The organism is Micromonospora matsumotoense, assembly GCF_900091525.1.
Lineage (GTDB): Bacteria > Actinomycetota > Actinomycetes > Mycobacteriales > Micromonosporaceae > Micromonospora > Micromonospora matsumotoensis.
In genome coordinates, this window is record NZ_FMCU01000035.1 from 1 (window position 1) to 12,361 (window position 12,361).

The 12,361-nt window shown below is 67.5% G+C and carries 11 protein-coding genes and 1 pseudogene; 7 read left to right on the forward strand and 5 right to left on the reverse strand.

Going from position 1 to position 12,361, the window contains the following annotated elements; genetic code table 11:
- Positions 1-317, forward strand: a 317-nt coding sequence (locus GA0070216_RS32530) for a transposase (protein ID WP_141723274.1), incomplete at its 5' end; no start/stop codon positions are given.
- A 32-nt stretch (positions 318-349) separates the two neighbouring features.
- On the opposite strand, the gene GA0070216_RS32535 is transcribed toward GA0070216_RS32530, so the two are convergent.
- On the reverse strand, positions 350-550 hold the full coding sequence (locus tag GA0070216_RS32535; RefSeq protein WP_091254422.1) for a hypothetical protein: 201 nt from the start codon (positions 548-550) through the stop codon (positions 350-352).
- A 216-nt stretch (positions 551-766) separates the two neighbouring features.
- On the opposite strand from GA0070216_RS32535, the gene GA0070216_RS32540 reads away from it, so the two are divergent.
- The 6 genes from GA0070216_RS32540 to GA0070216_RS32565 all read left to right on the forward strand — a co-directional run bounded on the left by GA0070216_RS32540 (position 767) and on the right by GA0070216_RS32565 (position 8,730).
- Complete coding sequence (locus tag GA0070216_RS32540) at positions 767-3,907, forward strand: NACHT domain-containing protein (protein WP_091254425.1); 3,141 nt, start codon at positions 767-769, stop codon at positions 3,905-3,907.
- 960 nt (positions 3,908-4,867) lie between these two features.
- Positions 4,868-6,115, forward strand: coding sequence for a hypothetical protein (locus tag GA0070216_RS32545; RefSeq protein WP_091254427.1), 1,248 nt, complete (start codon positions 4,868-4,870; stop codon positions 6,113-6,115).
- A gap of 129 nt (positions 6,116-6,244) precedes the next feature.
- A complete protein-coding gene (locus tag GA0070216_RS32550; protein ID WP_176739260.1) occupies positions 6,245-6,601 on the forward strand; it encodes a dTMP kinase in 357 nt (118 codons plus the stop codon).
- Positions 6,588-7,178, forward strand: a complete 591-nt coding sequence (gene dcd / locus GA0070216_RS32555; RefSeq protein WP_091254432.1) for a dCTP deaminase — start codon at positions 6,588-6,590, stop codon at positions 7,176-7,178. The genes GA0070216_RS32550 and dcd overlap by 14 nt, the downstream gene beginning before the upstream one ends.
- Positions 7,179-7,454: 276 nt before the next feature.
- Entirely contained in the window at positions 7,455-7,658 is a 204-nt protein-coding gene (locus tag GA0070216_RS32560; protein WP_141723275.1) for a hypothetical protein, read from the forward strand.
- A 277-nt stretch (positions 7,659-7,935) separates the two neighbouring features.
- Positions 7,936-8,730 carry a hypothetical protein gene (locus tag GA0070216_RS32565; protein WP_141723276.1) on the forward strand — a complete coding sequence of 265 codons (795 nt, stop codon included), beginning with the start codon at positions 7,936-7,938 and terminating at the stop codon, positions 8,728-8,730.
- Between the two features lie 81 nt (positions 8,731-8,811).
- Here the strand turns inward: GA0070216_RS32565 and GA0070216_RS32570 are convergent, their stop codons facing one another.
- The 4 genes and pseudogenes from GA0070216_RS32570 to GA0070216_RS32590 all read right to left on the reverse strand — a co-directional run bounded on the left by GA0070216_RS32570 (position 8,812) and on the right by GA0070216_RS32590 (position 12,361).
- Complete coding sequence (locus tag GA0070216_RS32570) at positions 8,812-9,210, reverse strand: hypothetical protein (RefSeq protein ID WP_091254440.1); 399 nt, start codon at positions 9,208-9,210, stop codon at positions 8,812-8,814.
- Between the two features lie 152 nt (positions 9,211-9,362).
- Entirely contained in the window at positions 9,363-9,647 is a 285-nt protein-coding gene (locus GA0070216_RS32575) for a hypothetical protein (RefSeq protein ID WP_091254443.1), read from the reverse strand.
- Positions 9,648-9,855: 208 nt separating this feature from the next.
- A protein-coding gene (locus tag GA0070216_RS32585) for an IS5 family transposase (RefSeq protein ID WP_141723281.1) occupies positions 9,856-10,664 on the reverse strand; the annotation gives its coding sequence in 2 pieces (ribosomal slippage) (positions 9,856-10,319 and positions 10,319-10,664; 810 coding nt in all).
- Positions 10,665-10,813: 149 nt separating this feature from the next.
- Positions 10,814-12,361 (reverse strand): annotated as a pseudogene (locus GA0070216_RS32590) (ISL3 family transposase).

Below are 12,361 nucleotides of genomic sequence, written 5' to 3' on the forward strand. Positions count from 1 at the left end.
CCAAAACCTGGGTCGATGCCGGCTTCAAGAACCGTGTCGTCGAACACGGCGCCCACCTCGGCGTCGACGTCGAGATCGTCACCAAAGACCCACAGATCAAGGGCTTCAGCGTCGTCAAACGCCGATGGGTCGTCGAACGCACCATCGGCTGGCTCATGCACCACCGCCGACTCGTCCGCGACTACGAAACCCGACCCCACAACTCCGCCAGCATGATCACCCTCGCCATGATCGACAACCTCGCCAAACGCCTCACCACCGAAACCACCCCAACCTGGCGAGAACCCCCACAACCACAACACACACAAAATACGTGAATCAGACGTCCTCTCAGGGTTCGGCCGCAGGGTCAGTGGTGCTGGATCAGCCAGAGTACGGCGTCCATGAGGGCTCTGCCGGCGGTGGTGGCCGCGCCGTTGAGGATGCCGTAGCTGATGATCCGCAGAGCTCGGCGGGTGTGGTGTCGGGGTGCCGCCGTGGGTTCGTGGTGCTGGCACGGGCTGTCCGAAGTGGTGGTCGGGACGGGTGGGGTGCGGCGGAAGGGCTTCATACGACCAGCGTTGGCCGGTGGGCGTCCGGTTCGGTTCGGGCGGTGGAACCGGATGCCGGATGGTCGGGCTGACCGGTGTGGGTACGCTTCCGGTCACTTGTGGTGACGGTGGCGCGGAGGGTGATAGGCGTGACGGCTCGGGATCCGATTCCTCTGACGCGCGGTGTTGTCAACCGCTTGGTCGCTGATGTGGGTGGTCCGGGTCTGGACAGGCTCATGGAGTACGTGCCCACGAACGAGCGCGGGAGGAAGGCGGCTGGCCGCACGACGGTCCATGACCTGTTGACCGGTCCGGTTGGTCAACCGCGTAAGCCGAGGTGGACGACGATCGTGGCGGTGGTGCGGGCTTGCGAGTCGTATCACCGGGCGCAGGGTGGTCGTGCAGCGCACCAGCCGATGGTCGCGGCCGGTCGGTTCGATCTGAATCGAACCGGGTCGTTGCGGGTGCTGTTCGATCGGGAGACCGGCAGAGGGCCGTCGGCGCAGTTCGTGGCGGTCCGGGACCGTTATATGGCGCGGCTGCGGGACCGGTACCGGCGAGTGGATTTGGAGATCCTGATTCCACTGACCGATCAGGGTGAGCATCCGGCGATGCTGTTGGAGCAGGTGTTCGTGCCGCAGCATGTGCGAGCGGACCCGCCGCCGGTGGAGGTGCCGCGGGAGGTGTGGCGGCGGCTGGCCGAGGCTCGGCAGGGCGAGGACGCTCACCTGCCCGAGCAGGTCGAGCGGGTCAATCTGGAGGGTGCCCTGCGCGCGTACCGGGACCGGCCCTGCCGAGCGGTGCTGGAGGTGCTCGCCGAAGCCGCCGCTCGCAAGCTGGTGTTGCTCGGGGATCCGGGATCGGGTAAGTCCGCCCTGGCCCGCTATCTGCTGCTGGCCCTGGCGGCTGCTGGCGAGCCGGGTGGCGGCACGGACGCGGATGCTGCAGGGGAGGGCGCAGACGCCGGAGCGGCTGAGTCCGGCAGGCATGCTGCGGGGGCGTTGGTACCGCAGGGCTTGCGGGGGTACCTGCCGCTGTTGGTGGAGCTACGCACGTATGCAGAGTCGCAGGCGCGTGCCGGGCATGGTGTGACGTTCCTGGACCTGATCGATCATCTGCACAGCACGGAGGATGTGGGGCTGCCCCGATCGGTGTTGGAGCCGTTCCTGGACGGCGGCAACCCGGCTCTGATCATCTTCGACGGGTTGGACGAGGTGTTCGAGCCCCGGTTGCGGGCGGAGGTGACTTCCCAGATCGAAGGGTTCGCCGCCCGCTATCCCCAGGTTCGGGTCGTGGTCACCTCCCGGGTGATCGGCTACCGGCGGCAGTTGCTGGACGGGGCGGGGTTCGGTCACTGGATGCTGCAGGATCTCGACGCCGACCAGGTCCGTGCCTTCGCCACCGGCTGGTACGCTAGGTCCTGCCCGGGTGAGCCGGCGCAGGCGGCCCGGCTCCGCGACCGGCTTTTGGCGGCGGTCGCCGCGTCGGCCGCGGTGGGCGAACTGGCGGGTAACCCGATGCTGCTGACGATCCTGGCGATCATCGGCCGACGTCAGGAACTGCCCCGGGACCGGCGCAGCGTGTGCGAGCATGCGGTCGCGGTGTTGGTCGAGCATTGGGACGTCAACCGGCACCTGCGCGACGAGCGGATCAACGTCGACTTGCTGGACAAGCAGGACAAGCTTGAGCTGTTGCAGTTGGTGGCCCGGCACATGCAGGACGCCCCCGCCGGGCTGGCTGGCAACCACGTTCCCGGCCCGAGCCTGATCGACTGGTTCCGCGACTACCTGGAACAACGCTTCAACCTGTCGGCGGACCGGTCCGTCCCCGCGGCCCGAGCGATGCTCGCGCAGTTCCGGGAACGCAACTTCATCCTGGCCCGCTTCGGCTCCGAGGTGTATGGCTTCGTCCACCGCGCGTTCCTGGAGTACCTCGCCGCCGGTGACCTGACCCGACGCCTGAACAACCTCGACCTCACCCCTGAGCAGGTACTAGCCGTCTACGACCAGCACTGGCACGACCCGGCCTGGGCCGAGGTGTTACTCCTGCTCACCGGCATGATTCCCGACCGGCTGGCGACCCAGGCCATCACCCGGCTGCTGGCCGCCGACCCCCACTGGCGCCTACGGCCACACGTCCCTCGGCATCTGCTGCTCGCCCTGCAGGCCACCACCGAGATCCGAAAAACCGCAGCCCTGACCCCCCACGCCCCCGCCCTAACCCGAGCCTTGACAACCCTGCTGGAGGAAACCAACCGCCGTGAGCAACGGCACAAAAAGCCAGCACTTTCCGAAGCGATCGACCGCCTAACGCCGCACCTGACTGGGGTCTTCGGTCCGACCTGGCTCGCCGGCGACATCTACCAGAACTGGTACTACCGGTCGAGTTACCCGTTCACCGGCACTTCCTTGGACATATACACGGCGGCGCGGACCGCTGCGACCATCCATACCAGGCTAACCAGCCATGACCTTGAGACCCTCCGCCGCGCCACCACCGATCCCCACTGGGCCACCCGCGAGGCGGCGGTGAAGGCGATTGCAGAGGGTTGGGCCCATGACGATGGCACTCTGCCGTTGCTGCGTAATCGCGCCACCACCGACACCACTTGGGTTGTGCGGCGGGCGGCGGTGGGGGCGATTGCGGCGGGTTGGGCTCATGACGACGGTACTTTGCTGTGGTTGCGTGTTCGCGCTACCACCGACCCCGGCGGGGTTGTGCGGCGGGCGGCGGTGGGGGCGATTGCGGCGGGTTGGGCCCATGACGACGGTACTTTGCTGTGGCTGCGTGTTCGCGCTACCACCGATTCCGACGGGGACATCCGCGAGGCCGCGATGAGGGCGATTGTGGCGGGTTGGGCCCATGACGATGGCACTTTGCTGTGGTTGCGTGACCGTGCTACCACCGACCCCGATTGGGTTGTGCGGGAGGTTGCGGTGGAGGCGATTGCGGCGGGTTGGGCTCATGACGACGGTACTTTGCCGTTGTTGCGTGTTCGCGCTACCACCGACCCCGACTGGACTGTGCGGCAGGTTGCGGTGGAGGCGATCGCGACGGGTTGGGCCCATGACGACGCTACTTTGCCGTTGCTGCGCGTTCGCGCTACCACCGACCCCGATTGGGGAGCGCGGCGGGAGGTGGTGCGGGCGATTGTGGTGGGTTGGGCTCATGACGATGGCACTTTGCGGTTGTTGCGTGACCGCGCTACCGCCGACACAGACGAAGACGTGCGGCAGGTTGCGGTGGAGGCGATTGCGGCGGGTTGGGCCCATGACGATGGCACTTTGCCGTTGTTGCGTGACCGCGCTACCGCCGACACAGACGAAGACGTGCGGCAGGCAGCGGAGGGGGCGATCGCACGAATGGTTGCGGGATAGCCTAGGTGCAGGTGCCGTACGTAGTCGGTTCACTGCTGGCTTGAGTCGGTTGTCCTTCAGGGTTGCGTCCACGGCAGTGGTGTACGACTTGCCCGCGATGGGCGTGTTGCGTAGATAGGAGACGGCCACCGCGCGATCCTTCAAGACGGCTAAGTCCGAGTGAAGGAGAGTAATGAGCGATGGCCGCATCTGAGAGTGTGAACGGGGGATGGGGTTGACCCGATTTGACGGACAGGGTCGTTAGCTCGTTGTCACGCTACTTGTCGGACTGGTGGTGCGACACCCGTGGTGGCTTCGTAGGCGGCGGGGCTGAGGTAGCCGAGGGTGGAGTGCCGGCGGCGGGTGTTGTACCACCCTTCTACTCAGTCGAAGGTCGCCGTTTCGGCGGTGGCGCGGGTGGGTCAGGCCCGGCGGTCGAGTAGTTCGGTCTTGATGGTGGAGAAGAACGACTCGGCGACGGCGTGGTCCCAGCACTGCCCCCGCACTCCAGCCGCACCTGATGGAGTCGGTCGGTACGTGAACCACGACGGGCGCAGGCGGCGTTGGAGTGATCGGAGCTCCTTCTCACCGTCGGCAGCGGTTACGGCCGCGGCGCCTTGGCCTCCTGATCTGCCTACCGATTGGCCGGCCGGTGGTGGCGGCCCCGGCCACCACCGGATGATCCTGCCCTGGATCGTTCTAAGCTCCAGTTCGATGCTGCTGCCCTACGGCGAGGGGGCTACCGGTTCTGCAGCCACCAAGTTAGCAACGAGACCAAGCCGCCGCCCAGGGCCGTCGCAGCTCCGCGGAGGAAGCTCACGTAGAGGGTCTTCCGAATCGAGACAGAGGACCCATCTGTTGTGGCCCTGCTGGTGTGCATCGTTTCGCTCCCTTTCGTCATCACTCGAGGGACAGCATGCGGTCTGCCCTGATGCTGCAGCGAGTGCAGCGTGATGCAAAAGTTCATGCAACAATCAATCCGTGCACCACCTGGCGGGCCGCTTGGGGCCGATACGCGATGACTTGGAGCCTGCCCGTCGCCGTTTCGCTTTGGAGCTGCGTAGCCTCTTCGGTGAGTTGGGCGTCTCCGTCCGCGGTTATGCAGGGCAGCAGGACATCCACGCCACATTAGTGACGCGCTACCTGAACGGCGAGGTCATGCCGTCCGAGGAGTTCGTTCTCGATCTAGTCGCCGCCGTGGAACACCGGAGGGGTGGTTCGCGGCGCATCGACACCAGCGAGCTGCTAAGCGCCCGCCGTGCCGCGTCGGACGCTCGGCCCCGCGGATGGGGTAACGCTACGCGCCTGCGGAAGGAGATTACCGAGGCTCGGAACACGGCACGAGTCGCACAGGCCGACCTGCAGGAACTGATGAAGGACTATGCTGCCGCCCAGAATCGGATCGCCGAGATGGAGCGTCTGCTCGCGTCACTGCGCGGCAACGCGATACCAGAGCGCGCGATCACTGCCGGCCCGCACTGGAATTTCAACCGCGACGTGCTTTTAACGCGGGGAGCAACAGGACCGTATGTGGCAGCAATCGACCTGGCCACCGACCAAATCCTCGGCGGCCTTGCCGATCCGGCAGCACCGATCCTCTCTTCCACCGAGGCCCGGGTCTTCGTCCCCGCCCAGAGCGGTAAGACCGCGTACGTGAGTGCCTTAGCCGCCAAGGCAATGGACGCCGGTTACCGACTGATACTCGTGATCAGCCCACCGCTTAACGCGCTCCGGAGCCAGTTGCAGGCACGGCTCCAAGACAGTCTTGCTGCGGTACCCGACGGTGGCGCCCCGCTGTTGTGGGTCACCAGTGACAAGGCTGAATTTAAGCCCTCGCTACTCCGTCTCCAAGCCATGCAGTTCGAGAAGGCCGAACCAGACCTTCCGCTCTACGAGGCTGCCAACTTGGGGAATACGATGGCCAGGCTACTGGTGGTGAAGAAGAACGTCTCTGTGCTCCGACAAATTGGTAGCATGTTTAGCGCGCTGCGCAACCCGCTAAGCGAGGTCTCCGCACTGGTCATCGATGCCGATGGCCGTCCAATGCTGCCAGGCAGCGCGATGGAGCGGACGATGGCGCGGCTCAAGAGTGCGCTCCCTCGGGCACAACACGTCACCTTCGCCGCCCTCGAACCGACCGAAGCCGACTCACCCAATGGCTTCATGATGTGGCTACCGCGCCCACCCGACGTTACCTCAGGTGCTGATCACGCGGACGTGCTGCCATAACAGCTGCAGCATCTGGTGCAGCCGCTGCCCGACTGCTGCAGATCATGGGAAAACGCTGGTGAAGCGCCCACGATTCTCGTCTGCCGGCCGTCGAGGGCGATCATGGCAAGCTTCGGGTGCCTGCGGCCCGTGACAGCCCCGAGCCCACAGCGCAGGAAGCTGGACGAGGCGGATGTGCAGTGGCTGATCGACTTCGCCGCCCGCGGACTGACCCCGGACCTGACGGTGCTGCTGGATGCGCCGCCCGAGGTCGGGCTCGCCCGGGTGCTCGCGCGGCGCGGGGCGAACCGGCTCGACGCCGAATCGCTCGAGTTCCACCAGCGGGTGCGGGCACGGTTCCTGGACATGGCGGCGTCCCACCCGGCCCGGTACCTGGTGGTGCCGGCGGACGCGCCGATCGACCAGGTCGCGGGGGCGATCGCGCAGCGGGTGGACGAGCTGCTGGCGGCCCGCGCCCGCCCGGGAGGCCCCCGTGTTGCTGTCTGACCTCGACCTGATCACCGAGATCAAGGCGGGCAGCCTGTCGCTGGAGCCTTTCGAGTCCTCCCTGGTGCAGCCGTCCAGCATTGACGTGTGGCTGGACCGCCTGTTCCGGGTGTTCGAGACCCACCGGCACACGCACATCGACCCGTCGGTTGAGCAGGACGACCTGACGACGCTGGTCGAGGTCCCCGAGGGCGAGCCGTTCGTGCTTCACCCGGGCGAGTTCGTGCTCGGCTCGACGTTGGAGGTCGTGCCGCTGGGCGACCAGCTGGCCGCCCGGCTGGAGGGGAAGAGCTCTCTTGGCCGGCTGGGACTGTTCACCCACTCCACCGCCGGCTTCATCGACCCGGGCTTCTCCGGCCCCGTGACGCTGGAGCTGTCCAACGTGGCAAACCTGCCGATCACCCTCTGGCCCGGGATGAAGATCGGCCAGCTCTGCGTGTTCCGGCTCTCCTCACCGGCCGAGCACCCATACGGGTCGGCGGTCTACGGGTCGCGCTACCAGGGGCAGCGCGACCCCACGCCGAGCCGGTCGTGGATGAACTTGCGCACCTGGTCGACACGGAGGGAACCGGCGTGAGCCCTTGGAACATCCCGGTCGGGCCCAGCAGCTTCCGAGCGGTCGTGCTGGACGGGGTTCGGTGCCGGGTCAGCGAGGACGTTGGGCCGTACGCGGCCGGCCGGACGGAGCTGTTCGAGCAGATCGACGGCATGCGGTTGACGCTGGCCATGGACGTCCTCGCCGAGAAGCTGCCCACCGAGCGGGTGCGCAAGCATCGCCGGGAGGTTTATCCAGACCGCACGGTTCGCGACCTGGTGGGATCACTGGAAGGCCACCTACCGCGGCCGGTGGTGGATGCGCTGGCGCCGGTGGGCGGTGCGGCAGCTCGTCAACGAGCACGAGCTGGAGGCGACCGCGGTGGTGGACCTTCAGCGGTACTGGACGTATCCGCGGGCTGCGCTGCCAGTGCCGGAGTTGGGTGAGGCGGTCAAGGTGATGCTGTACGAGCCGGTGAACGAGCCCGGCCGGACGCCCGTCACCGGATTCCTGCGCGAGTAGGCGCTCGCTGGCGCGGAGGCTGCGGCCGCGCCCATACCGCACCGACGTCCGTGCTCGGGACGGTCCCCACACGGGGCCGTCCCGAGCGCATGTCCGGGCTCGGGGGCTCCCCCGCCGTTGGGGTATACTGGAGTCCTCGGTGGCGCTGCGCCACCCGTTCCTCCTGTCGCCCGTGGCCCACGCCCCAGCGCGACATCGAGAGACAAGGGCTCGCAAGGCTCGTCGCAGACCAAACTCACCACTGACGGGTACTCCTATCGCACCCGGCGGTGGCGGCGTGGGCGCTACCCCGGGAGACATGGATACCGTCATGAGCAACAAGAACCCCAAGGCCAAGCGGCTCGCGGCTGCGTACGGACTCCGGTACGCCGAGGCGCTGGGCGTGATCCGCGAGGACTCCGACCTCACCGAAGAGCTGGCCGAAGAGCTGGAGATCTCCAGGGCCGAGGCCGAGCGCCGGATCGAGGAGCAGTACGCGGCGGCCCGGCAGCGAGCGGACGAGCAAGGGGTGTCCTTCCGCACCGCGCTCGCCGAAATTCGAGCCGAGCAGTTCCGTCGTATCCAGCACGAGGCGCTGGCCAAGGCTGAACCCTCGATCGAGGACCTGTTGCGGGAAGCGATCCAGTCCCACTGCAACAACCAGATGGCCGGCGAGCCGATCGAGGTCGAGGGCGAGGGCGAGGACAACCTGCACGTTTCTGGCCTGAATTTCAACGAGGTCGAGCTGCCGCGTGAGCGGGTGGACGAGATCGGCGTGCAGGCGATCGACCCGGACTTCGACACGCTGATCTGGGACAGCGCTGAGGCCTACGACGGCACCACCGAGGTCGGCACCGCAGAGGTCCGGGCCAGCGTGACGTTCGACGGCTTCATGCTCAAGGCCGCCACCTACGGCGAGCACGAGGTGACGGTCACGGACTTCGACTGGAACGACCACGTGTCCTATGTCGGGTTCGAGCGGGAGGTCGTCCTGACGTTCCAGGTGACCGTGCAGGACAGGTCGATCGACAGCATCGAGTTCATGGGGGCCACGGAAGGGCAGCCGGTGCCGGACGTCCACTACCGCAGGTAGGCACGCCGGAAACGCAGAAAGAGGCCGCCGCCTCCGCCCCCCGAAGGCAGGCGGAGGCGGCGGCCTCGTCGCGTGAAGGTGTCAGAGCCGGTTCTTGACCGTGGTGCGTACGCCGTTGTCCGTGGCTTCGGCCTCGCAGGTCAGGCCGACCGACGTCGGTGTCTGCCCAAGCAGCGCGGTGGTCATGGTGATGTTGGCGGTGCCGTTGACCGACCAGCCCTTGTCCGTCTCCCACGTGTCGTGGAGCTCCACCCCGGTCACCGAGATCAGCACCCCGTCGGTGCCACCGCCGACGCGGTCGGCGCGCTGGTCGGCTTCCCGCTCCATCGCGGTGCGGCACTCCCGCTGGGCCTGCTCCCGGGTGAGGTCGTCCCGGCCGACGAACCACAAGGTGCCGCCGATCGCGATGGCGACCAGCACCACGGCGACGCCGGCGGCCGCCAGGATGATCGGCAGCCTGCTCTTCTTCGGAGCTGGCACCGGCGGGAGCGCAGCATCGGCGGGTTGCGCTGGGTACGCATCGGCGGTGGGCTGCGAGAACTCGGTGGGGGGCGGAACGTCGGTGGGGGGCGGTGTGGCACCGTACCCGCCGGCATCAACCACCCACTAGCCGAGAAACGGTCGTATACCGGTCACCCGCGCAGCGCGACGTCCTCGGCCGGAACGCCACCGACCGGGCCGATCGGATCGGGTTCGGTGGCTCCGGCGGGCACGGGCGCGGTGATCTGGGCCCGCTCGAACATGCCGAGCACCACGGATACGAAGCCCAGCAGCACGGCCTGGTCCTCGGCGCTCATGTTGAGTCCGAAGCCGACGGCGGCAGCGAGACTGGCCTGGGCGAAGCCGAGTAGCGCGGCGACCTGGCCGTCCTTGCGGGCGATGAACGCGACGGCCACACCGACGGCCGCGGCCGCCACGGTGGGGGCTGTGTTCGACCTGTGGAAAACGCAGCGCCCTGTGGATAACGCCCTGATCAAGCAATCGCGTGGTACGGACGCCCGGGCGGTCTACCGCCGTACGCCCCGCCGGATCAAGGGCGCAGGCGACGGGTCCGTCAGCTTGGAGGAGTACGGAGCGGTGCCAGGTGCGAGTGCCACCGGCCGCCTCGTGGCACTCTAACAACTCCTAACTCTTTGAGCGTTGGAGTCTGCGCCAGCAGATGATGGCGCAGGCGAGGGTGAAGAAGGCTTCGTGGATGTCGTCGCGGATCTCCCAGCGGATGCGTAGGCGGCGGAACCAGTGCAGCAGTGCGATGGTTTGCTCGACGACCCATCGTCGGGTGCCGAGGCCGGAGCCGTGGCCGGTGCCGCGTCGGGCGATGACAGGGGTGATGCCCCTCGCCCGAAGCTGGCGGCGGTAGCAGTCGTAGTCGTAGCCACGGTCGGCGTGCAGCCACTGTGGTCGCTGCCGGGGCCGTCCACGGATGCCCCTGATGCGGGGGACCCTGTCGACCAGGGGCATGAGCTGGGTGACGTCGTGGCGGTTGCCGCCGGTCAGCGCTGTGGCGAGGGGGATGCCGCCCGCGTCGGTGATGACGTGGTGTTTCGAGCCCGGCTTGCGGCGGTCGACCGGACTCGGACCGGTTTTGGGCCGCCCTTGAGCGCCCGGACGTGGGAACCGTCGATCACCGCCCGAGACAGGTCGAGCTGCCCGCTGGCGCGGAGCTTACCGAGCAGAACCTCATGCAACCGCTGCCAGACACCGGCGTCGTTCCAGTCCCGTAACCTGCGCCAACACGTCATCCCCGAGCCAAAGCCGAGTTCCTGAGGCAGGTACTCCCACGGAATCGCGGTGTAGAGCACGAACAGGATCCCGTACAACACCCTGCGGTCATCCAGGGGCTTACGCCCGGGATAGCGGTACCGGCAGGGCGGACGGGGCGGCAGCAGCGGTTCGACTTCGGCCCACAACTCGTCCGAGACGATCCACGGCAGCTGTGCACCCCTAGCCACGTTTAGACAGAACGATCCTCACGTCCGTCCAGTTACGCCCAACCTTATTGAGTTAGAAGCTGTTAGCTACTTCGACGAGTCTGTCAAACGAACGGCTCTGTCTCACATTCGGTGGTGACGGTGGGTGCTGGTCAGTTGAGCAGGATGCGGTGTCGTAGGAGAGCGAAGCCGGCGCGTCCGTACATCTGTCGTTTGATCAGTTTGGTTTTGGTGTTGACGCCTTCGGTGCCGCCGTTGTGGAAGGGGTGGGTCAGGGCGGCGTTGACGGCGTCGCGGTCGCGGTCGAGGCCGAGGCCGCGGGTGAATGTGTGCAGGTGGGGCAGGTCTGTGGCCTTGACCTTGGTGGTCCACGCGGTGAGACGGTCGTCGTTGCCGCTTGCGGGGGTGAGGAGCGCGGCGAACGAGTTGATGAAGCCGTCCAGCGCGGTCATCTCCGAACAGGCACGGGTGAGAGCGTCGACGAGTGTCCGCTGGTGATCTGTGAGCTGGTCGGGTCTTGTCAGGAGGTAGCGGGTCAGACGTCTGGGTGACAGGGCGGGTCGGTCGGCTTCGACGCGGCCTTGGGTGATGTAGCGGTAGAGCAGGTTGAGGCTGCCGGTGTAGCCGAGTTCTCTGATCTCGGCGAGGAGTTGGGTGGCGCCGATGGCGGGGTCTTGTTGGCGGCGTCGGCGCAGGTGGTAGGGGTCGACGAGGGTGGGCTGGTACTGGGGTGCCCGGACCAGGCGTTGTGGTTCGCTGATGCGGGCGTAGCGTTTGATGGTGTTGAGGCCGAGGTTAGGCCGGCGGGCGCATTCGAGCAGACCGACGCCCTTGTCGAGCAGGTCGTGGACTTGCTGCCACCGCTGCCGGGTGGTCGCGGCCCGGATGCCGGCCTGCGGCGGCAGGCCGGCGGTGGCCCAGCACATGCTGTGGGCGGTGACCTCTTTGCGGACGGCCTCGGAGAGGTTGTGCCACAGGTGTCAGCGGTCGGCGACCTGCACCGCCTGGGGTAGGGCGCGGCGGACCGCTTCGGCGTAGGCGCCGGAGGAGTCCCGGCACACCACCTCGACACCGGGGTGTTCCCGCAGCCACGTCTCCAACGTGTGGGCTTTGCGGTCGGGCAGCACATCGATGCGCTCACGTGTGACCGCATCGATCAGGACGGTGGCGTAACGGCGACGCCGGCACAGGGCGAAGTCGTCCACCCCGAGCACCCGGGGCACCCGCCGCTCGGGCAACGGCAGGCGCAACAGCGCCCGCAGGGCGGTGTGCCGGGACACGACCACCGCCAGCGCCGACAACACCCGGACGCCAGCGCGGCCGGCCAACTGCCGCACCACCGCACCAACCTGGGAGACCGGCCGGCAGGTGCGGCGCTGGTAGCGGCTCAGCACCCCGGGCAGCTGCTCCCGGAACGTGCGACGACGGCCCCGGGTCGGGCACACCAGACGACGTATACGTACCCGGAGCACCACCGGCCGGGCATCAACCGGAACGTCCGCGAGGGTCCGCTGGTGATACCCGTGCACCCGGCCCGTCACGGCCGCGCGCCCCGGACACGCCACTGGCCTCTGCGGAGTCCGAGCCCGCACCAGGATTCGCTCGCCCTCGTCCGTCACGTCGTCGATCACCAGCGGCAGCAGCCCCGAGAACACCGTCTTCGTAAGATCATCGGTCACGCACACAGGTCTCAACGACAT